18 protein-coding genes are annotated in these 21,277 nt (G+C 54.2%); 6 read left to right on the forward strand and 12 right to left on the reverse strand.

Features of this window, described 5'->3' with window-relative positions:
• Positions 1-635 precede the first annotated feature (635 nt).
• Positions 636-1,571: a LysR family transcriptional regulator gene (locus tag AC3CHX_RS06610; RefSeq protein WP_488643277.1), complete on the forward strand. Its 936-nt coding sequence runs from the start codon at positions 636-638 to the stop codon at positions 1,569-1,571.
• 110 nt (positions 1,572-1,681) lie between these two features.
• On the opposite strand, the gene AC3CHX_RS06615 is transcribed toward AC3CHX_RS06610, so the two are convergent.
• On the reverse strand, positions 1,682-3,472 hold the full coding sequence (locus tag AC3CHX_RS06615) for an ABC transporter transmembrane domain-containing protein (RefSeq protein WP_488643278.1): 1,791 nt from the start codon (positions 3,470-3,472) through the stop codon (positions 1,682-1,684).
• Positions 3,473-3,808: 336 nt separating this feature from the next.
• Between AC3CHX_RS06615 and egtD the strand changes: the two genes are divergently transcribed.
• Positions 3,809-4,783: an L-histidine N(alpha)-methyltransferase gene (egtD, locus tag AC3CHX_RS06620; protein ID WP_488644741.1), complete on the forward strand. Its 975-nt coding sequence runs from the start codon at positions 3,809-3,811 to the stop codon at positions 4,781-4,783.
• Between the two features lie 2 nt (positions 4,784-4,785).
• Complete coding sequence (gene egtB, locus AC3CHX_RS06625) at positions 4,786-6,033, forward strand: ergothioneine biosynthesis protein EgtB (RefSeq protein ID WP_488643279.1); 1,248 nt, start codon at positions 4,786-4,788, stop codon at positions 6,031-6,033.
• Here egtB and AC3CHX_RS06630 read toward each other — a convergent pair.
• Positions 6,019-6,936, reverse strand: a complete 918-nt coding sequence (locus AC3CHX_RS06630) for a LysR substrate-binding domain-containing protein (protein WP_488643280.1) — start codon at positions 6,934-6,936, stop codon at positions 6,019-6,021. The genes egtB and AC3CHX_RS06630 overlap by 15 nt on opposite strands.
• 203 nt (positions 6,937-7,139) lie before the next feature.
• Between AC3CHX_RS06630 and AC3CHX_RS06635 the strand changes: the two genes are divergently transcribed.
• Positions 7,140-7,757 (forward strand): FMN-dependent NADH-azoreductase, encoded by a 618-nt coding sequence (locus AC3CHX_RS06635; RefSeq protein ID WP_488643281.1) that lies wholly within the window; start codon positions 7,140-7,142, stop codon positions 7,755-7,757.
• Between the two features lie 203 nt (positions 7,758-7,960).
• Here the strand turns inward: AC3CHX_RS06635 and leuA are convergent, their stop codons facing one another.
• The 6 genes from leuA to AC3CHX_RS06665 form a co-directional block, all read right to left on the reverse strand.
• Positions 7,961-9,667 (reverse strand): 2-isopropylmalate synthase, encoded by a 1,707-nt coding sequence (gene leuA / locus AC3CHX_RS06640; protein WP_488643282.1) that lies wholly within the window; start codon positions 9,665-9,667, stop codon positions 7,961-7,963.
• Between the two features lie 569 nt (positions 9,668-10,236).
• The gene (locus AC3CHX_RS06645; RefSeq protein WP_488643283.1) at positions 10,237-10,386 is read right to left on the reverse strand and encodes a DUF3096 domain-containing protein; all 150 of its coding nucleotides are present in this window, start codon (positions 10,384-10,386) and stop codon (positions 10,237-10,239) included.
• 458 nt (positions 10,387-10,844) lie between these two features.
• Positions 10,845-11,195, reverse strand: coding sequence for a hypothetical protein (locus AC3CHX_RS06650; protein WP_488643284.1), 351 nt, complete (start codon positions 11,193-11,195; stop codon positions 10,845-10,847).
• 175 nt (positions 11,196-11,370) lie between these two features.
• A complete protein-coding gene (locus tag AC3CHX_RS06655; protein ID WP_488643285.1) occupies positions 11,371-13,149 on the reverse strand; it encodes a chloride channel protein in 1,779 nt (592 codons plus the stop codon).
• Positions 13,136-13,573, reverse strand: coding sequence for a MarR family winged helix-turn-helix transcriptional regulator (locus AC3CHX_RS06660; protein ID WP_488643286.1), 438 nt, complete (start codon positions 13,571-13,573; stop codon positions 13,136-13,138). The genes AC3CHX_RS06655 and AC3CHX_RS06660 overlap by 14 nt, the downstream gene beginning before the upstream one ends.
• 178 nt (positions 13,574-13,751) lie before the next feature.
• The gene (locus tag AC3CHX_RS06665; protein ID WP_488643287.1) at positions 13,752-14,156 is read right to left on the reverse strand and encodes a DoxX family protein; all 405 of its coding nucleotides are present in this window, start codon (positions 14,154-14,156) and stop codon (positions 13,752-13,754) included.
• 21 nt (positions 14,157-14,177) lie between these two features.
• Between AC3CHX_RS06665 and AC3CHX_RS06670 the strand changes: the two genes are divergently transcribed.
• On the forward strand, positions 14,178-14,492 hold the full coding sequence (locus AC3CHX_RS06670) for a hypothetical protein (protein WP_488643288.1): 315 nt from the start codon (positions 14,178-14,180) through the stop codon (positions 14,490-14,492).
• A gap of 169 nt (positions 14,493-14,661) precedes the next feature.
• Here AC3CHX_RS06670 and AC3CHX_RS06675 read toward each other — a convergent pair whose 3' ends face one another.
• From AC3CHX_RS06675 to ppc, 4 genes are all read right to left on the reverse strand, one after another.
• On the reverse strand, positions 14,662-14,916 hold the full coding sequence (locus AC3CHX_RS06675) for a DUF1488 family protein (protein WP_488643289.1): 255 nt from the start codon (positions 14,914-14,916) through the stop codon (positions 14,662-14,664).
• Between the two features lie 220 nt (positions 14,917-15,136).
• Positions 15,137-15,403 (reverse strand): hypothetical protein, encoded by a 267-nt coding sequence (locus tag AC3CHX_RS06680; protein WP_488643290.1) that lies wholly within the window; start codon positions 15,401-15,403, stop codon positions 15,137-15,139.
• 458 nt (positions 15,404-15,861) lie between these two features.
• Positions 15,862-16,917: an adenosine deaminase gene (locus tag AC3CHX_RS06685; protein ID WP_488643291.1), complete on the reverse strand. Its 1,056-nt coding sequence runs from the start codon at positions 16,915-16,917 to the stop codon at positions 15,862-15,864.
• A 224-nt stretch (positions 16,918-17,141) separates the two neighbouring features.
• Positions 17,142-20,015 (reverse strand): phosphoenolpyruvate carboxylase, encoded by a 2,874-nt coding sequence (ppc, locus tag AC3CHX_RS06690; RefSeq protein WP_488643292.1) that lies wholly within the window; start codon positions 20,013-20,015, stop codon positions 17,142-17,144.
• Between the two features lie 277 nt (positions 20,016-20,292).
• Here ppc and hemC point away from each other — a divergent pair, with 277 nt between their 5' ends.
• A complete protein-coding gene (gene hemC / locus AC3CHX_RS06695) occupies positions 20,293-21,237 on the forward strand; it encodes a hydroxymethylbilane synthase (RefSeq protein ID WP_488643293.1) in 945 nt (314 codons plus the stop codon).
• Positions 21,238-21,277 lie beyond the last annotated feature (40 nt).

The raw sequence follows: 21,277 nt of genomic DNA on the forward strand, positions 1-21,277 counted from the left end.
CATGCTGAGGTGTTGTTTAACCTAGAAACGGCAGTTGACCGCTTCAAGTCACCTATAAGGTATTGATCACATTGAAAATTTCATCCATCAATACGGTAACCGGTATGGTGACCCCGCTACCGGCACGATTGCACGCTTTTCCGGCTCCCTGGCGGTTGTGCGGGGAATTCTGGCGACATGTCGCCTGCCCGCGCAACGGTGTTCCCTTGCAAGGGAACACTCCTGCCCTACAGGGCCACGGGCGTTGCTCCTCCTTGCAGGGAAAGCCCTGCCGCGTCGTCGCCCTTGCAGGGCGCATATCCGCTTGCAAGCGGATATCGTTTCGCAGGCAGACGGCATGCCGTCTGAAACCCCTGCTACACCCTAGCCAGAAAGCCGGAAAAACGCACACTCCTGCCGGTCCAACTGCCGTTTCTAGGTTTAATCCGCGTTCGTCCGCACAAAAAATGCGCTCTGAATTTGAGAGGCAAGCGATCACCGAACCCATCGGCCAGATTCGGTACTAAAAATCGATGTTGTCGTGCAGTCATGGTTGGTACTCAGCCACGCACTTATCCGTTATCCTACAAACTATCTTCAATGTTTCTTATATTACGTTAATCAGTTGTCCGTTTACTCTCTCTCTATCATCATCAATGACTTCTCGCGCCAACCATCATCTTGATACTTATCTGCTACGCGTTTTGCACACCTTACTGGTTGAGAAAAGCGTGTCGCGTACTGCGATCAAGTTAGGACAATCACAGCCGACCATCAGCAATACGCTGAAGCGTTTGCGTGAACTGACCGGCGATGCGATTCTGGTGCGTGGCAAAACCGGCATGGTGGCGACCGAACGTGGGCAGGAACTGCTGGCGCTGGCGAAGGAAGGACTCGACGTATTTGAAAAAATCGGGGCACCGGTAGCGGCTTTTGAAGCGGGCAGCACTGCGCGCGTATTCCATGTAGGAACACCGGATTACCTGAACGTGCTGCTGATCCCATCGATCATTGAACAAGTGCGCCGCCGCGCGCCCGGTGCCAGCGTGATGGTGCATGCACTCGATGCCGGCCTGGATTACTCGAATGCGCTGGAGACCGGCCGCCTTGATCTGGTGATCGGCAACTGGCCTGATCCACCGGAACATCTGCATCTGGCGCAGCTGTTTGAAGACGAAGTGGTGTGCATGATGCATCGGGATCACCCGGTTGCCAAGAAAGGGTTGTCGCTGAAATATTATGTCGAGATGCCGCATCTGGCACCGACACCGTATATCGAAGGGCATCGCAGCAGCATAGATGCGGCATTGGCCGAGCAGGGATTAAAGCGCAATATTCAGGTGGCGATTCCGTATTTTGCCTTGGTACCACATGTGCTGGCAAAGTCCGATCTGATTTTTACTACCGGTCGCCAGTTCGCTAATCACTTTGTCAAGGACTGGCCGATTCAGGTATTCCCGCTGCCGTTTGACATGCCGAAAATGCGCTTCTACATGCTGTGGCATGCCCGTTCGCATGTCGCACCGGACGTCGTCTGGCTGCGCCGTCTGATTTCTGAGGTCGCGGTAGGGCTAGGGATGTCGCCGACTTGAGGTTGTGCCGATAAGCGCAAGATAATTTGCATTGCAGCGGCATGTGACGCGATGGTTGGCGTCACATACCGCTTTTTTATTTGCTCATGCGATGTTCCTGATGCTTGTATTTATTCGCTGCCAGTATTGAATTGCAACGCAGCCAGACTGGCATACAGTCCGTTTTGTGCCACTAGCGACGCATGGGTCCCCGTTTCAACCACGTGTCCGTGTTCCAGCACGATGATGCGATCTGCGCGTTGTACCGTGGCCAGACGATGGGCAATCACCAGCGTGGTACGACCGACCATCGCCGCTTCCAGTGCGCCTTGCACGGCACGTTCGGATTCCGCATCGAGCGCGCTGGTGGCTTCATCCAGCAGCAACAGTGGTGGATTCTTCAACAGGGCGCGGGCAATCGCAATGCGCTGGCGCTGACCGCCGGACAAGCGTACACCGCGTTCGCCAAGGAACGATTGATAGCCTTCCGGCAGACGCGCGATGAATTCATGTGCAGCGGCCATGGTAGCGGCGGCGATGACTTCTGCATCAGTGGCGTCGACGCGACCGTAACGGATGTTTTCCATTGCATTGGCGGAAAAGATCACGGTATCCTGCGGCACGATGCCGATGGCATTGCGCAAGGTATGTAAATCGAGGAATTTGATATCGACGCCATCCAGTTTGATACTGCCTTGTTGCGGATCGTAGAAGCGCAGCAATAATTGGAATAGCGTGGTTTTGCCGGCACCGGAAGGACCGACGACAGCGACCGTTTCACCAGGGCGGATGTCTAACGACAGGCCCGATAATGAAGCGGTATCCGGGCGCGATGGATAGTGGAATGCCACATTCTCTAGTGCCAGGGTCGCGCCTTGTTCCGTGCGTGGTGGCAGCTTCTCCGTCAGCAATACCGATTGCACAGGGGACTTTGCCGACAATAATTCCAGCAAACGTTCGGTGGCGCCTGCCGCGCGTTGAGCGTCGCCCATGACTTCTGCCAGGGCACCGATAGAACCGGCGACTAACGCCGCGTACAAAATGAATTGACCGAGTTCACCGCCACTCATGCGACCTTGCACCACCGCATGCGCACCCAGCCACAGCACGAAAACGATCGAACCGAATACCAGCAAAATCGCGATCATGGTCAGTAAAGAACGGGCGCGGATGCGTTGCATTGCGGTACCAAAAGCGTTTTCAATAGCGCGGCTAAAGCGCTTCGCCTCAATGTTTTCATGGGTAAACGCTTGCACCGTTGGCATCGCATTCAAAATTTCACCGGCCATGGCCGAGGCATCGGCTACACGGTCTTGCGATGCCCGCGACAACTTGCGCACGCGGCGCCCGAACCAGACTATCGGCAGCACCACAAGTGCCAACATGACAATAATGATCGAGGTCAGCTTGATACTGCTGACGAACAACATGACCAGCCCGCCGGTAAACAACAGGCCATTCCGTAGCGCCATTGAAATGCTGGTACCGACCAGCGCCTGGATCAGTGTGGTGTCGGTAGTAATGCGTGACAATACCTCACCGGTTTTGGTGGTTTCGAAGAATTGCGGGCTTTGCGTCACCACGTGCGAATAGACCGCACTACGCAGATCTGCGGTGACCCGCTCGCCAAGCCAGGACACCATGTAAAAACGCGCAGCGGTGGCGACCCCGAGAATACAGGCGACACCGAACAGCGCCAGAAAATACAGATCGATGTGAGTGGGATCCTTGATGCCGTTTGCGCCGAAGCCAAGATCAATCATTTGCCTGAATGCGTACGGAATGGCCAGCGTGGCACCAGCGGCGACCAGCAGAGCAATCCCGGCCAATCCGAACTGGCGCTTATAAGGGGAAAGATAGGGCACTAATCCGGCGAGGGTCGCCAGGCTGCGTTTTTGGGGTTCTTTAGAGGTGTTTGTCATATTGCTTTTGTTTTCTTGCTGATTATTTAACTTAGTGCTGCTGTACGATCACACTGGTGCATGCAAGACTGTCTGACGATGGGGTAGCGTTGCCGCAAATTTGAACCATGTGCATTAACTGATTGTCGATATTGATAAATTATAGGAACATCACTATTCGCTCGTAAGATCAGCCTGCTAGTGTAGTAGATGTTGCGATGCGGCGCAGAGTTGTCAGTGATTTCATTTATTTATAGGGCTCCAGACGGGAATCACCAAAGCGTGCGACACAGCTTTGGGCACATTAGATGGATAAATTGTATTTATTCAACATTCTGGGAGGCTTCCTTGGCTGAAATGCAACAACCGGAGCATCCGGAAATCTCTACAGCACCACACAAAATTGCGGATGCGGTCGCCGCTCAACTGGTGGCTGGATTGCTGGCATCACAGGCCTCTACATCCCCAAAATACCTTTACGATGTTCTCGGCTCCCGGCTGTTCGCAGCCATCTGTGAATTGCCCGAGTACTATCCGACCCGTACCGAAGCGACAATTTTTGAGCATTATGCGGCGCAAATTTCCCAGGCGGTCGGCGTTGGCGCAACCCTGATTGATCTTGGCGCCGGCAACTGCGCCAAGGCAGCAAAATTATTTCCGAGCTTGCAGCCGCGCGAATACGTGGCTATCGATATTTCGGAGAAATTTTTGCTGGAGGCGGTTGTTTGTCTGCAGCAGCAATTTCCACATATAGCGATGACTTGTCTAGGCATGGATTTTTCAACCGAGCTTGAACTGCCGCCATCGGTCGCGCGCGAACGCCGACAATTCTTTTTTCCAGGATCATCCATTGGCAACTTCACACCGCTTGAGGCTTTGAAGTTTTTACGTCGTATCCGCAAGACGATAGCGCATGATGAAGATGGCGGTTTGCTGATCGGGGTTGATCTGATCAAGGACAAGGCGATTCTCGATGCTGCGTATGACGATGCGCTGGGGGTGACGGCTTCCTTCAACCTGAATCTTTTACTGCATTTGAATCATCTTCTGGATGCCGATTTCCATCTCGCCGACTGGTGTCATCGGGGCTTCTATAATCCTCAGCAGAACCGCATAGAAATGCATCTGGAAGCCAGAAACGATGTCACCGTGCGCTGGAAAAACGGCGGCTTGCGACACTTCGTACAAGGTGAGCGGATTCATACTGAAAGTAGTTACAAGTATACGCAGCAAAGTTTTATCGAATTGTTGCATCAAGCGGGTTTCGGCAAAGTGCAGACCTGGTGTGATCCGCGTCAGTGGTTCATGGTTTGTCATGCACAAGGGAGTTGAGGATGGACATGCAGACAGCAGCCGCAGCGCGCGTAAATATCGCCACATTGGCGACCGCATTTTCCACCGTGCGGGATGACACTTTGGCGTTGGCGCAGCCATTATCGGATGAAGATTGCTGTGTGCAGTCGATGCCGGATGCGAGTCCTGTCAAATGGCATCTGGCGCATACCACCTGGTTCTTCGAGACATTTATCCTGGAACGGTTTGAGCCGGATTTCCAGCCATTTCATCCTGCTTTCCGGGTCTTGTTCAACTCTTATTACGATGGTGTCGGCGAGCAACATCCGCGCGCGCAACGTGGATTGATGACGCGTCCTTCATTGAGTGACGTGCGGGCGTATCGGCGCAACATCGATCAGCGCATGCAGCAGGTGTTTTCTATGCCATTGGCGGGCGAGGCCTCGAATGCACTGGCAATGTTGGTCGAACTGGGACTGCAACATGAGCAGCAACATCAGGAGTTATTGCTAACCGATGTAAAGCATCTGTTTTCGATGAATCCATTGAAGCCGTCGTATAAGCTGGAGGAGGCGGCGCCTGACCTGTACAAACCGACGAATGCTTTGCCAGCGTTGCAATGGCAAAAATTCGAAGCGGGCATAGTCGAGATCGGGCATGACGGAACCGGATTTTTCTTTGATAACGAAACGCCTCGCCACCGCCAATTCATCGAGCAGTTTTCCATGGCAGCGAGGCTGGTCAGCAAGCGCGAATATCTGGCCTTCGTCGAGGATGGTGGATACCAAAATCCATTGCTGTGGCTGGCCGCAGGTTGGGAATGGGTGACACAGCAGAAATTGACGCAGCCGTTATATTGGCAAAAATCGCAGTCCCAATTTGATTCGGCCTGGCAGGAATTCACACTGTATGGGTTACAACCGATCGGATTGGATGACCCCGTCGCGCACATTTCATTTTTTGAAGCGGAAGCTTACGCACGCTGGGCCGGGGCACGCTTACCGACCGAGGCGGAGTGGGAGCGTGCCGCCGGTGCTGCCGTTAGCGATGAGACCGACTATTTCGGCCGGGTTTGGCAATGGACCACCAGTAGTTACGCGCCGTATCCCGGCTACACGGTGCTGGAGGGCGCCGTTGGCGAGTACAACGGTAAATTTATGGTCAATCAATACGTTTTGCGTGGCTCGTCTTGCGTGACACCTGCCGGCCATACCCGGTTGAGCTATCGGAATTTCTTCCCTGCGACTGCGCGCTGGCAGTTCAGCGGGGTGCGATTAGCACGGTCTTGAGCCCGCCGGATGTTCCGCCAGATGCGCGATCAAAAAGTCGATAAAGACACGCACGGCAGGGAGCAGGCCGCGCTGCGTCAGATAAACCAGTTGCAGGGTGCCGGACGGCAGCGACCAGTCGGGCAGCACCCGTACCAGTTCGCCGCGCGCGATTTCTTCCTTGCAATAATCCAGCGGCAGCATGGTGATTCCCAAGCCGTGCAAGGCAGCGTGTTTTCGCACGGTAAAATCCTCGACCGCCAGCCTTGGTTCGACCACGAATGTATGGCGCTCATTGTTGGGGCCGACCATGAGGAAGTGCAGGCGCCGGTCCTGGCTGACTGCACCAAGAAAAGGGAATTTCATCAGTGCCCGCGGATGCTCCGGCGACGCGAATTGCCGCATTAGTGCCGGTGCCGCAACCAGATAGGCTTCGGTATGGCGCAGTCGCCGGGTCGCCAGGTTCGGATCTTCGTCTTCAGGCGCTCGGACCCGGACCGCGATATCGATCCCATCCTCCAGCAAATTCACGCGCCGATTGGTGAGTACCAACTCAACACTGACGCGCGGGTAGCGCTCCAAAAAAAGCGGCAGAGCAAGCGCCAGTTCGTCGCGTGAGATCGGTACCAGGCAACTTACCCGGACATGACCGCTGGGTTCCGCCAGTGAACTGGTTACGGCAAGTTCCGCTGCCTCTGCCGCGGCCAGCACTACCTGGCAGTGCTGGTAATAGCGATTGCCGATATCGGTAAGTGCGATGCCGCGGGTATTCCGTTGTAGCAAACGTGTGCCCAGGCGGGCTTCCAGTTCGGATATGCGGCGCGAAAGACGCGATTTTGGGATTCCGAGGCTGCGTCCAGCAGCGGTAAAGCCGCCGTGTTCGACTACATTGGCGAAGAAATACAGGTCATTTAGATCTTGCATGGTCTGCCTTCATTGTTCTGTGTATAGAACAATATATCTCAATTTTGATGACTAGCTCGATTACCTCACTGCGCGTAGGATGGTCACCTAACCATTCGCCAGGCTGGCGTTATCAGAATCTATTCAATATGTTATGTCGCGCATCATCAACTCCGTGCGCAGCCAATCTTGAACAGCTTCTCAATTTACTGAACGGAAATTCCATGAAACTATTGCATATCGATTCGAGCATTCTTGGCGACGCTTCGGCTTCGCGTCAATTGACCCGCGAAGTGGTCGCCAATTTGCAATCGGCCGAGCCAGGTGTTGAACTGGTTTATCGTGACTTGAGCAAAGACGTCACCGCCCATATTTCCGGCGGCACCTTCGTCGCCAAGGGCACGCCTGCTGAACAGCGCAATCTGGCGCAGCAGCAAGAAGTCGCCTTGGGCGAAGCGATCCTGAATGAATTCATGGCAGCGGATGTGATTGTGATCGGCGCGCCCATGTATAACTTCACTGTCCCGACTCAGCTCAAGGCATGGATCGATCAGATCTGTGTTGCCGGCGTGAGCTTCCGTTACTCGGAGAGCGGCCCTGAAGGTTTGGCCAAGGGCAAGCGCGTGGTGATCGTATCGACCTCCGGTGGCAAACATGCGGGCACACCTACCGGTCTCGCGCATGAGGACTACCTCAAGTTGGTCTTCGGCTTCGTGGGTATCACAGATATTGAGGTGGTTCGTGCAGACGGGTTGAACTATGGCCCTGATGCCAAGGAAGCAGGCTTTGCTGCTGCGCGCGCAAGTATCCATGCGTTGACCGCCGCTGTTGCAATGGCTTAAGAACGGAAATGGTTGTAGCGCCGGTGAGTAGCGCCAGCACGGGCTATCTCGGCAATCTGAAGCGCACGCGAGTGCGCTTTGTCCGTTTGTGGCCGACAAAGCGCAGCTACACTGCAATCCAAAACATACGGTAATACATCAGGATTCAGATATCAGGCGGTCATGGGTTGACCACGACCGCCTCTAAGATCGTTGGCAGCTGCTTACGCTGCCGCTACCGTCTGTACGGTTTCCTGATTCGCCGCTTCGCTCGCGATGTCGATTTGTCGATTGATCGCACTCAATACTGCTTTGAACGATGCTGTCACGATGTTGGCATCTATGCCAACGCCGAAGGCGGTCGGCGCATCGTTGAGCCGCAGTTCGATATAACTGGCGGCTTGGGCATCGGCACCGGCGCTGATCGCGTGCTCATGGAAATCCATGATCTTGACATCCAGACCCAGTGCGTTGACGAAGGCGTCGATCGGACCGTTGCCATTGCCTTGCAGAGTGTGCGGATGGCCGTCGCGCATGATGTCGATTTCGATGCGGATAGGTTCGGCTTTGCTTGAATCTTCGGTCATGCGGTGCGCGCGATAGCTGTACGGGGCCTGCTTGTCGAGGTATTCCTGCTTGAAGATACGGTAGATGTCGCTCGACGCGATTTCCTTGCCAGTCGCATCGGCGGTTTTCTGAATCGCCCGGCTGAACTCGATTTGCAAGCGGCGCGGCATCGCGAGACCATATTCCTGTTCCAGTAAATACGCCATGCCACCCTTGCCGGACTGACTGTTGACGCGGATCACCGCATCGTAGCTGCGGCCGAGATCGGCCGGGTCGATAGGCAAGTACGGGACCTCCCAAATCGCATCGGCCTTTTGTACAGCGAAACCTTTTTTAATGGCGTCCTGATGTGAGCCAGAGAAGGCGGTAAATACCAGGTCGCCGACATAAGGATGGCGTGGGTGGACTGGAATCTGGTTGCAGTCTTCAACGCATTGGCGGACCACGTCGATGTCAGAGAAGTCCAGGCCAGGATTGACGCCCTGGGTGTACAAGTTCAACGCCAGCGTCACCAGATCAACATTTCCGGTACGCTCACCGTTGCCAAACAAACAGCCTTCAACCCGATCGGCGCCAGCCATCACCGCCAACTCTGCGGCAGCGACACCGGTACCACGGTCATTGTGCGGATGGACACTGATGATGACGGCATCACGACGCGCCAGATTGCGGTGCATCCATTCAATTTGATCGGCATATACGTTTGGGGTGCTGCATTCGACGGTTGATGGCAGGTTAAAAATGATTTTCCGTGACGGGGTCGCTTCCCATGTTGCAGATACGGCGTCGCAGATTTCCTTGGAAAAATCCAGTTCAGTCATGCTGAATGATTCCGGAGAGTATTCAAAACGCCATTGCGTTTCCGGAAGTGCATCGGTCAGTTGCTTGACCAGTCGGGTGCCGGCGACGGCGATTTCCTTGATTTCGTCACATGACATCTTAAAGACGATTTTGCGAAATGCCGGCGCGACCGAGTTGTACAGATGGACCATCGCCCGTTTTGCGCCTTTGAGCGAGTCAACGGTGCGGCGAATCAGTTCTTCACGCGATTGCGTTAACACGATGATCGTTACATCGTCGGGAATGCGATTTTCTTCAATCAGTTTGCGCACAAAATCGAAGTCGGTCTGGGATGCAGACGGGAATCCGACTTCGATCTCTTTCAAGCCAACCTTGATCAGCAATTCAAAGAAGCGCAGTTTGCGTTCGGCATCCATTGGCTCGATCAGCGCCTGATTGCCGTCACGCAAATCGGTGCTCATCCAGATCGGTGGCACGCTGATGACCTGATTCGGCCAGGTGCGGTCGGTCAATGGAATCGGCGGAAACGGGCGATATTTGGTAGCAGGGTTTTGCAACATCATGATGAGCCTCTCTTGGATCTGGTGAAATTCGGGAAATAGTCTGCTGTGGCGAGAAGGCTGCCTGACTGCCACTTGAAGATTAACGCGAGGCCAGGCAACCGATCGGTAGCGGTAGTAGCAGGGAAAGAGGTATCAGCGCACGCGCGAAAATTATCCCGGCGGTGCTTGTGCCAGTGATGAATTTGGTTGGAAGTGGCTTGCAATACATTGAATCCTGCTTTTCAGAATCGAGATCCATTGCCGGACTCTCTGTTTTACTGCGTTTGGATTTTCTTTTCGCTCCTGGCTGGAGTGTTGCATCTTGCCAGTTGCATCCCCGTCAGAACGGGGTCGAGATCAGAGTGCGCGTAGTAGCAATAGCGCTAGTAGCGGCAGTAGCAGCAGCGCTGGCAGGGCGCCAGTGGTGTGCAGCAGAGAGCAGGAATAGGATTTTGCGGAGAACATTCGCTTAATGTAGGGGATTCACCCGGGACCTGTCAAGCGCTTATAACAAGAAGATCCAGATTGCCAGTGGGGTGATGTTTCAATCCGGCGGTGCTTTGCCGCGCCGGATTGCAAGAGCGAAAGCCTTATCTGGTACCGAACAGGCCGATCAGACCAATCACGATCAGATACAGCGCGATGATGTAATTCAGCAGACGCGGGATGACCAGAATCAGGATGCCGGCAATCAAAGAAACAATGGGGGTCAGGCTCAGCAGGGTCAGGTTGATATTCATGTTGAATCCTTTCGATGGGCAAAGAGTGCGGCGTTTGTGCGCGATAAAAGCGTTATTTCCGTGCCTGGAAATAGCGACAAACGATCAAAGTGCGGGAGGGCGGGTACGGAATCTATCGTACTTCTGTCGGCATTGGTTTGCTGTAGGAGGAGTGGAATTTATGTTGTAGGACTACGCTGATTTCGACTGCGCGCATGTTGCATACAGGCTAGGAAGTGGTGTAAAAAAGGTGTAAAAAAATCGGCTTGGCTAATGACTGTATTGGGAGGAGAGACCATTACAGAATTGGCTAATGCCGATAAGACACACGCTCGTCTGACGTTCGATCCGATGCCGATTGTATCAACCACCGGAAGGTGGTTGGTGCTGGCGGTTGATACATCTGACTTCGCAACCAAGGCGAGACGGGTTTACTCCCTTCCCGGGGAATTCAATTTCATGATTTTTTTTGCCTGTATTCAATTGGCGCGAACGCCGGAAATCAGGCGCGCTATAAAAGTAGAAGTGGAGCGGGGCGGCTTGGGTGCCGCCCGTTCCGCTACCAATGCCCATTGTTCCGATAATTGCTGACACGTTGCACGCAACACGGGTGCCAAATTCGGCAAGTCGGCAAGGGTGCGCAAATGATATTCAATCGTCGCTGCCGATTGTGCACATGCTCCGGTTTCCAGGTAGCGCGTGTTGAACTGCGATATGCGTTGCAATACTGCTGACACAAGTAATTCCGGCGGTGTGTTGGAAGCATTGATGTCGATCAATATCGTGTCCGGCGATGCTGCCGAGGTTCCGGATGCCACTGGGTTGGTCAAGATGGACTCCTTATCAGATTTCCTGATGCCACTTTAAATAGTAACGATTCTCATTTGCATTATTGTCCCTGGGCGTTTTGAATGCAAGTGCATAAATAGTTTTATTTGCCGCTGATGGCGATTGAGTTATTGCAGCAACCGCCATTCCATACAGTGGAATATCTGTTCTGCCGAATCAGCTATTTAGCAGGCGTTCGCGCTTTTGCTCATCGTCGAAATACGATTGGTAGGTTTTAATCAGGTCGCTGCGACTAATAATACCGACCAGGCGTTTCGAGTCGAGATCCGCCACCACCGGCAATCGCTCCAGATGATGCGTCGCCATTCTGGCGGCAGCGATTCGGCAGGTTTCGCTCGGCAGGGCAACGATTAATGGATGATTTTGATCTGGCTGGATCAACACCGTTGAGATCGGTATTGCGGCGTCCGCCTGAGGGTTGATGCTGGCGCGATCGATCATGCCGAGCAGTCGTTGCTCGGCATCGACGACCGGATAACAGCGATATTTCTGGTCGGCACCAAAATACAGCATCAGCGTTTCGCCTATGCTGAGATGGGCCGGGACCGATAGCACGACGCTGCTCTTTATTTCTTCGACGTGTTGTCGTTCCAGCGGGTCTACACCGTATTCACGATAGATGTGAAAGCCGCGCCGGGCAATTTTCTCCGTCATGATGGAACGCCGCATCGTCAGTACCGTAAAGCCATAGGCGACGCCAGTCGTCAGTAGCAATGGCAATAATGCGTTGGTGTCGTGGGTCAGGCCGAACGCAAATACTGCTGCTGTCAGCGGTGCGCCAAGGACGCCCGCCAAGACTGCCGCCATGCAGACCAGCGGCCATAAATGGACGTCGCCGCCGGGCAGTAACGGCCCCAGCACGGTGCCGAGTCCAGCGCCAATAATCAACAACGGCGCGAGTACACCGCCGGAGGTGCCGGAGCCGAGAGCCAGCATCCAGATGATGGCTTTGACCAGCAGCAGACCAAGGGCTACTTGCAACGCCAAATGGTTGTTGAGCAAGTCGCCAATCACATCGTAGCCGACGCCCAAGGCGCGTGGCTCGAAATAGCCACCGATGCCAACCGCCAGACCGCCGATTGCCGGCCACCACATCCAGTGAATCGGCAACTTGCCGAACAGATCTTCGATTTTATACAAGGCCGTCGACATAAAGGCTGATAGCGCACCACCGCAAATCCCTGCGAGGATGCAGGAAAACATGGTAGCGACGCCTACTTCCGCAGTCTGCAACGGAAATAGTGGACCTGTGTCCAACAGCAATGGCCGGGTAAATCCTGCTACGGCGCAGGCAACGAGAACCGGGAGCAGGCTGCGCGGTCGCAATTCGAATAGCAATAGTTCGACAGCCAGCAGTACGGCCGCAATCGGCGTCCCGAAAATAGCCGTCATCCCGGCAGTGGCACCAGCCACCAGCAAGGTTTTGCGTTCGGCCGAGGTCAGGTGAAAATGCTGTGCGATCAGCGAACCGATGGCGCCGCCGGTCATGATGATCGGACCTTCCGCCCCAAACGGCCCGCCGCTGCCGATCACGATGCCGGAGGATAGTGGCTTCAAGATCGCGACCTTCGCCGACATTTTACTTTTTCCAAACAAAATAGCTTCGATAGCCTCCGGGATGCCGTGACCACGGATTTTTTCGCTGCCGAAACGGGCTATCAGGCCGACGATCAAACCACCTGTCACCGGTAACAGGATCACCCATGCGCCCAGATGATGTTCGGCGGGCGATCGTGTAGCGAACGACCATGTCTGAAAGAAAAACAAATTCGTGAAGAGATGGATCAGGCCAAGCAACGCGAACGCTGCCACGGTACCGCAAGCGCCGATTACCACGGCTATCAATGAGATCCTGAGGAGCCGGGGATCGGCTGAAAAATCGCGTCGGAGGTGATGAAGATGGGAGTGACCAGGTTGCTGTTTAGGAGAACTCATGATTAATTTTGAAATTGATATGCGGGACCCTGAAGGTGTCGGTAAGTGTGTTCAACTCGTCGTGATGAAGGCTGGCGAGTGTGGCCAGGCAACGTTCTCCGGCCGGCAATAGATGGATATTGACCTGGCGCCTGTCGACTTCACTGGTACGACGCTGCACCAGCATCAGCTTTTCGCAGCGGGAAACCAGCGCGACGACGCTATGATGTTGTGATTGCAGGCGCTCCGCCAACTCGCCAATGGTGGCCCAGTCGCGATCGGGGAAGCCTTTGACGTGGAGTAACAGCAGGTATTGCTGAGGGGTAACGCCGTTGGCTTGCGCAGCTTCTTCACTGAAGCGCAGAAATTTGCGCAATTGATAGCGAAAAGTCGAAAGCGCTTCGAAGTCCTGCTTGGTTAGTGGGGGAGAAGTGGTATCTGTCATCTTGGAATAGTGGCGGTGAGCGGAAATTATATCAAATTACGATATAAATTTTGGAAAAGGAGTTGGCGAGCGAAAAATAGGCGGAAAAAAACCCGCGAGTAAGCGGGTTTTGGCGCCAGCGGACTAGTAAACCGACTAATTAAATGTCTCCTAAACGATGCATTTGGCTTGGCAGGGTTTAATTCCAGCGACCGCTACTGCCGCCGATGCTGAGGCGGCCAGCGCCTAGCAATAGAACCGCGACCGCTGTGAACAGGTAAAAACCTTGCAGTTCCAGTCCCCAGCCACCGCTATCGGACAGCGTCATAATCTGTTTGCTATGCACCAGCGCAAACGCGAACAACATGTTCACAACCACAATCAAGGCACCGACACGGGTCCAGATGCCGAGCAGAATCATCAACGGCGCCAATACTTCTCCGATATATACCAGGTACCCGACTGCCGGGGGCAAGCCTGCGTTGCTGATCAGACCGACAATAAAGCCGGGGCCGTTGAAAATTTTTGAAACGCCGTGAAAAAGAATTAGTATCGCTAACGTCGCGCGAAGGATGAATTTGCCCAGATCGTCGGTAGTGCGCATATTTTTGCCTTTAATATTTTTATGTCAGAAACTGTTGTTTGTCTGGTAGTTTATTTGGAACCATTCCTCGAGGCAATGTCTAAAAATTCGTGGCGCGAAAATGTCGATAACGCCTCACTTTTATCATTTAATTATAAAGAGGTTCGTATGCTGATTCGTCAAACAATTCTCGCCGCGGCTGTATTTACTGCATTGCTTGCCGGTTGCCAGAAGAAGGACGCGCCATTGCCGGAAACCATGGCGCCAGCGACACCAGCACCGTCATTGACCACGCCAGCACCCGCTCCATCTACAGACGCAGCACCTACAGCCCCGGCAACTGAAGAAAAAAAGTAAAGCCGATTCGTACTAAGACCTGCCTACAACAAGCCTGTTTGCGTTAGTCGGTGTGCTTGGTGTGGCAATGGAGGTATTGAAGCGCCGATAAAAAAGCCCGCGACGATTTAAGGCGGGCTTTTTTACGGACATGTTTCGCGTCAAACCACGCGAGTTTTCTGCCAGAAGGCTAGTGGAAATAGCCGCTACCGACAACCACCGGCACGCCAGCGACGCCAGCGCTAATGACGCGCCGCGCAACACCTTCAATCTTGGTCTGAAAGGCGCGATACGTATCCAGCAAGTCCAGTTTTGGATCCTTGGAATGTGACAGGTCAGCGAGGGTGGTGGCGGACACAAGGCATTGATAGTGTTGGTAATCGACTACTACTGAAAATAGTATCCCGGCGCGTGTCAGGCGCGGTGCAGCAAGTGCGTTGTCCATCGTAATCTCCACGAGTGCGGTTGCTAAATGCCAATATGGCCAGATGCGTTGCTTGTTACTGCGCTGTGAGGCAAACTATTTGGTGCCTCTCCGATCTTGCGCGAAAAATGCCGTACTAGCAAGAACACTTGTGAAAATAACCGGAACTCCTTGTAATTGAGATGGTGCGAGGACAAATGACGTGAGGCGGGTGGTATTTTTCACTCCGGCCCAAGACTGATTATGGCCATGGCATCGGGGTGACACCGACGTATTGCGGCTCAAGTTCAGATTGGGTCACGGTATTACCATTGTTGCCGCGTGCGTCTTCATCTGCAGCGAGTTTTGATCCGAGAATTTCGCTGATTTCCTTGCCGGACTCAACGAAGTCAGATTGCATCAACGGCAGCGACTTTACAGGCCAATGCTCAATCGCCCAAGCTGTAAACTCATCAAAGCGGCGTGCCATCTCTTTCGCGAATCGGTCGCGCGTTTCTTTGTCACTCATCGCATTCTCCTGGTGAGCCTTCTTTAACCTGACAAACTTAACTGTCGTTTGACTGTGCTATCTGTGGAATGTTTCCGTTTGAATACTTTGTTGATGTCGGCGCTGCGGTGTTGATTGTTTAATATTGAGATTGATTGTGGTGTGTATTGAAGTTAGATATGTTGGAAATACAAAGAACTTTTTGTTATGCGTTTATGGAATAACAGGTATTCGAATAATAAAGCATACATCTGGGCGACGAATCGCTATAGTTACACCTGTCTCCTCCAACACCTCCTAAGGTTTGGATTCAGCCCGCAACCGAAAGGTCCTGCGGGCTTTTTTTTACCTGAAATTTTAAGCGGCTGGAGTCAGCCGAAATACGTCGGGGCCAAGGAAGCTGTCATTTCGACCCGAGGGAAAAATTTTCAATGATTCTGACACTCCTGCGACGCCTGCGCCTTTCCGTTCTACGCGACTTAATGCGCCATGCAGTAACCATCCAGCTCCAGCAGCAATCGCTGTTTTTCCGCTGCCGGTAAAAAACTGGCTTCGAAACTATTCCTGGTTAGCTTCACCAATTCGGTACGGCTGAGTCGCAGAGATTTTGCGACTGCAAAATAGTTGGCGTTCATGTAGCCGCCAAAATATGCAGGATCATCGGAGTTGATGGTCACTGCGAGGCCGGCGTGCAGCAAGCGTGCCAGGTTGTGATCGACCATGTCGTCCACCACGCATAGTTTTAAATTCGAAAGAGGACACACTGTCAGTGGCGTTCGTTGTTTCGCAAGGCGTTCCATCAGCGCCGGATCTTCTTCGCTGCGGACGCCGTGATCGATACGTTCAACGTGCAGCACGTCAAGTGCATCCCGCACATATTCCGGTGGTCCTTCTTCGCCGGCGTGAGCGACCAGATGGAAGCCGAGTTGGCGGCAGCGTGCAAATACTTTGGCAAATTTTTCCGGAGGATTGCCGCGTTCGGCAGAATCAAGGCCAATACCGATCCACAGATCGCGATATTGCTCACGCAATGGAAGCGCAGCTTCCAGCGTAGTGAATGCATCTTCTTCGGAAAGATGCCGCAAAAACGACATGATCATCGCGCTGCTGAAGCCGTGCGCATCACGGGCTTCACGTAAAGCGCGGGCAATCCCGGCGAATACGACATCAATACCAATGCCGCGCTCGGTATGGGTTTGGGGGTCGAAGAAAATTTCCGCATGACGTACATTGTCGGTGCGACAGTGGGCGATGTAAGCCGCTGTCATTTCGTAAAAATCCTGTTCGGTTAGCAGCACTGCGGCACCGGCATAATACAGATCCAGAAACGATTGCAGATCGGTGAAGGCATAAGCGGCACGCAATTCTTCGACGGTTGCGTATGGCAATTTGACCTGATTCCGTTGCGCCAGCGCGAACAGCAATTCAGGCTCGAGTGTGCCTTCAATATGCAAATGCAATTCCGCCTTCGGCAAGCCTTCGATGAACGATTTCAGATCGGCGGCGAGCGCCGGAGGTTGGTTGGAAGTGGTCATGGTTGCTTCAGCCTTTTCCGGGCAGGTGATCGGGATGGTTTTCTGCAATTTTACAGAAACACAGCAAAGCCAGCAGGTCTAAAAATGGGGAAAACGATGTTCCTGCAGCGCGCGCCGGACCAGGGACAATTGCGCAAGTGATAAAAAACGGATAAATCAACGCAATGATTTATCCGTTTTTTGCTATTACAGGATAGTGCTTGTGACGAAAAAATATTCCTTGATCAGCCCGTGTTGCGCAACCCTGCGGCTATCCCGTTGATACTCAAATGAATCCCGCGCTTGACGCGTTCCTCGGTCGTCTTGCCGGACGCCGTCACACTGCGGTGACGTTTGATGAGTTCGACTTGCAGGTGATTCAGCGGGTCGAGGTAGGCGAAACGATTTTTAATCGAACGCGCCAGCAACGGGTTGCTCGCCAGTCGTTCTTTGGCGCCGGTAATCGATGACAACAAGCTGCTGGTCAGTTCGTGTTCCTGCACGATTCGTTTGAAAATGCTGTTGCGCAGTTTGCGATCGGTGACCAGGCCAGCGTAGCGTGACGCCACCGCCAGGTCGGTTTTCGACAGCACCATATCCATGTTCGACAGCAGCGTGGCGAAGAATGGCCATTCCTTGTGCATGGTACGCAAGGTAGTCATTTTCTGGGTTTTGCTCTTGGCATCGCCTTCGTTCAACCATGCCGACAACGCACTGCCGAAGCCATACCAACCCGGCAGCAGCAAGCGACATTGCCCCCACGAAAAACCCCATGGAATCGCGCGCAAGTCTTCAATCCGACGGGTTGATTTACGTGATGCCGGGCGCGAGCCAATATTCAGTTCAGCGATTTCTGCAATGGGTGTCGCTTCAAAGAAATAGTCGGTGAAGCCCGGGGTTTCATAGACCAGATTGCGATACGCCTGATAAGCGCGTTCCGACAAACCGTCCATCAATTGCTCGAATTCGCCGAGCTTTTTAGCTTGCTTGCCGACCGCGGTATTTGGCATCAGACTGGCTTCCAGTGTAGCCGCCACCAACAGCTCCAGATTGCGGCGGCCAATTTCCGGATTGGAGAATTTCGACGCGATAATTTCACCTTGTTCGGTCAGCCGAATCTGACCGTTCACTGTGCCTGGCGGCTGCGCCAGAATGGCTTGATAGCTTGGGCCGCCGCCACGGCCAACAGTGCCGCCCCGACCGTGGAACAAGCGCAGTTTGACGCCGGCACGGTCGAAAACCCGTACCAGTTCGATCTCGGCTTTGTATAGTTCCCAGTTCGAGGTCAGGAAACCGCCATCTTTATTGGAGTCGGAATAACCCAGCATGACTTCCTGCAAGCGGCCTTGCTCCACGATCAGGCGTGCGACCGGCGGCAATGCCATCCACTGGTTCATGATCTCGGCAGCGGCGCGCAGGTCTGGAATGGTTTCGAACAGCGGAATCACCATCAACTCAGGTTCAGTATTCGCGACTGCCTTGGCGGGAATCTTTGCGGCATCGGGCTGCTTGCGCAACAAGCCGGTTTCCTGTTGCAGCACCAGGACTTCGAGCAAATCAGACACCGTTTCTGTGTGCGAGATGATGTAGTTGCGAATTGCGCGTGCGCCGTAGCGCTGGCGAATTTCGCGTGCCATGCGCAGGATGCTCAGCTCTGAATCGGTTTCATCCGAATAGTCGAGGTACTGCGAATACAGTGGTCGCGGATTGTTCATTTCAGCCAGCAGCAGGGCGATTTTCTGTTCTTCGCCGAGCTGCTTGTAATTGGCCTCGACGTTGGCGCGGGCGAACAATTCAGTGAGGACGCGTTCATGTACGTCCGAGCTCTGGCGCATGTCGAGCGAGGCCAGATGAAAGCCGAAAATTTCGCTGGCGCGTTTCAGCGTGGACAGGCGCGGCTTGACCAGCGCACCGCCATGATTGGCGATCAGTGAATCTTCGATGATTTGCAGCTCTTGCGTGAATTCTCTGGCGGCTTCGTAGTGCGCAGCGGAACCGACTTCATGGCGCAGGATGTTGGTTGCGCCAAGATCGCGGGCGGTTGCGGCGAGGCGCGCATAGATGCCGATCAGCGCCCGTCGGTACGGCTCGTCAGAGCGATGTTCGGAAGTGTCGGGCGAGGTCTCTGCGAGTGCCTGCAATGCCGGATTGACGCTCACCATCAGGGTCGAGACCGAAAGTTCTGCGCCCAGCGCGTGGACTTCGTCCAGATAGAAGTCAAGAATCGTGGTCGACTGCCGTTGCAACGCGTGCTGCATGGTGCCCGAATTGACATTCGGATTGCCATCGCGGTCACCACCGATCCAGCTACCCATTTGGACGAAGGGGGACAATGGCGCAATGCTGGCAGCTTGGCGGGCGCGGGTCGGAAATTGGGTGGCGATTTCCGTTTCGATATCGTCGTACAGCGCTGGCAATTCGCGTAAAAAGGTAATGCGGTGATACGACAGCGCATTTTCGATTTCGTCGGCCACCGTCAGTTTGGTATAGCGCAGCATGCGGGTTTGCCACAAGGTCGCGATGCGGCCGCGTAACAGCTCGGTGTTATCGCGCATTTCTTTCGGCGTGTGCGGTTGATCGCGTTCCGCCAGCAGCCGGGCAATTTCACGTTCCGCATCCAGCGTACTCTTGCGCTGTACTTCTGTCGGATGGGCAGTAAGTACCGGCGAAATCAGTGCGTCTTTCAGGAAGTTGCGTACTGTCGCGCCAGATACCCCGGCATCGTCCAGTTTGGTCAACGCATGGGCAACGCTGCCTGGTTGCGCGGCCGATCCCGCCAGCAGATGGGCGCGGCGGCGGCGATTGTGATGCTGATCTTCGGCAATATTCGCCAGATGCGAAAAATACGAAAAGGCACGCACTACCGAATTGGTCTGGTCGCGCGTGAGTTTTTTTAACAACTTGTCGAGTTCGGCACCGGCTTGCTGATCGGACTCGCGGCGAAAGCGGACTGCGGTCTGGCGTATGGTTTCGACTACGTCGAATACCGCATCGCCTTCCTGATCGCGCAAGACGTCGCCCAGCAGGCGGCCTAGCAGGCGGATATCTTCTTTTAGCGGGGCATCTTTATTGGGGACGGTACTCTTTGCGCGTGCAGGGGGGGTGGGTTGTTTTGCCATGGTGGACGTGCAGTCTGCTTTTCTGAATGAAAGATGAAGGTTGGCCGATTGCTGACAATGTGTTGTCAGCGCGCTTACTAGTATTCAAATAGTGATTCAAACGACAATACGAATGGTGCGGCAAACATTGACCGATGTTAAATGACGGCGGCGCTGTCAATATGCACATATTAACGGCGCTTTACATCGGATTTGGCTAAGGGCGCATGCTAAAATTTGCCATGAAAAGCATGCACCATGACGATGCTGCCATTGATAAAACCTGAAAGAGCCTGTGTTGAAAATATCTTCTCCTTCCAAGTTAGTAATTGCATCGCGTGAGAGCCGGCTAGCCATGTGGCAGGCGGAACACGTGCGCGCCAGACTAGCCGAATTATATCCGCAGTGTGTAATAGAAATTCTCGGTATGACTACGCGCGGCGATCAAATTCTTGACCGCACCTTGTCCAAGGTTGGCGGCAAGGGCCTGTTCGTGAAGGAACTGGAAGTGGCCATGGCCGAAGGCCGTGCGGATCTGGCAGTGCATTCGCTCAAGGATATGCCGATGGAGTTGCCGCAAGGTTTTGCGCTGGCGGCAGTGCTGGAACGTGAAGATCCACGCGATGCGTTTGTCTCGAATGATTACGCTTCTCTTGACGCATTGCCGGCCGGCGCCATTGTCGGTACCAGCAGTTTGCGGCGGCAGGCGCTGATTGCGGCGCGCTTCCCGCAGTTGGTCATCAAGCCGCTGCGCGGCAATCTGGATACGCGTCTGGGAAAACTCGACCGGGGCGAATATGCGGCGATTATCCTGGCGGCGGCCGGTTTGAAACGCCTCGGCCTGGCTGAGCGGATCAAAGCCTTGATTGAACCCGAGCAAAGCTTGCCGGCACCGGGGCAGGGCGCGATGGCCATCGAAATTTGTGAAGGCCGTGACGATCTGCAGCAGGTGCTGGCAGCACTAAATCATTTGCCAACGGCGCAAGCGGTGACCGCCGAGCGCACGCTGTCACGTGCTTTTGGCGGCAGTTGCCAGGTTCCTCTGGCGGCATTTGCGACCATCGACGGCGCCACTATGCGTTTGCGCGCGATGATCGGTACGCCGGACGGTTTACGTACTGCCAGCGCCGACATCAGCGGCGCGGCAGATGCACCGGAAGCGTTGGGCCAGCGCATCGCCGAGGCGCTGCAAGCACAAGATGCGGCTGCGATCCTGGCGGCGTGTAAAGAGGATGCTGAATAAAACTCGAATACGGAAACTGGCATACCAACACTGGATTAGG

This window comes from Glaciimonas sp. OK215 (assembly GCF_057787885.1).

Coding starts and splice junctions, on each gene's coding strand:
- AC3CHX_RS06610 (WP_488643277.1), top strand. CDS start 636: ATGACTTCTCGCGCCAACCATCATCTTGATACTTATCTGCTACGCGTT.
- AC3CHX_RS06615 (WP_488643278.1), bottom strand. CDS start 3,472: ATGACAAACACCTCTAAAGAACCCCAAAAACGCAGCCTGGCGACCCTC.
- egtD (WP_488644741.1), top strand. CDS start 3,809: ATGCAACAACCGGAGCATCCGGAAATCTCTACAGCACCACACAAAATT.
- egtB (WP_488643279.1), top strand. CDS start 4,786: ATGGACATGCAGACAGCAGCCGCAGCGCGCGTAAATATCGCCACATTG.
- AC3CHX_RS06630 (WP_488643280.1), bottom strand. CDS start 6,936: ATGCAAGATCTAAATGACCTGTATTTCTTCGCCAATGTAGTCGAACAC.
- AC3CHX_RS06635 (WP_488643281.1), top strand. CDS start 7,140: ATGAAACTATTGCATATCGATTCGAGCATTCTTGGCGACGCTTCGGCT.
- leuA (WP_488643282.1), bottom strand. CDS start 9,667: ATGATGTTGCAAAACCCTGCTACCAAATATCGCCCGTTTCCGCCGATT.
- AC3CHX_RS06645 (WP_488643283.1), bottom strand. CDS start 10,386: ATGAATATCAACCTGACCCTGCTGAGCCTGACCCCCATTGTTTCTTTG.
- AC3CHX_RS06655 (WP_488643285.1), bottom strand. CDS start 13,149: ATGAGTTCTCCTAAACAGCAACCTGGTCACTCCCATCTTCATCACCTC.
- AC3CHX_RS06660 (WP_488643286.1), bottom strand. CDS start 13,573: ATGACAGATACCACTTCTCCCCCACTAACCAAGCAGGACTTCGAAGCG.
- AC3CHX_RS06665 (WP_488643287.1), bottom strand. CDS start 14,156: ATGCGCACTACCGACGATCTGGGCAAATTCATCCTTCGCGCGACGTTA.
- AC3CHX_RS06670 (WP_488643288.1), top strand. CDS start 14,178: ATGTCAGAAACTGTTGTTTGTCTGGTAGTTTATTTGGAACCATTCCTC.
- AC3CHX_RS06675 (WP_488643289.1), bottom strand. CDS start 14,916: ATGGACAACGCACTTGCTGCACCGCGCCTGACACGCGCCGGGATACTA.
- AC3CHX_RS06680 (WP_488643290.1), bottom strand. CDS start 15,403: ATGAGTGACAAAGAAACGCGCGACCGATTCGCGAAAGAGATGGCACGC.
- AC3CHX_RS06685 (WP_488643291.1), bottom strand. CDS start 16,917: ATGACCACTTCCAACCAACCTCCGGCGCTCGCCGCCGATCTGAAATCG.
- ppc (WP_488643292.1), bottom strand. CDS start 20,015: ATGGCAAAACAACCCACCCCCCCTGCACGCGCAAAGAGTACCGTCCCC.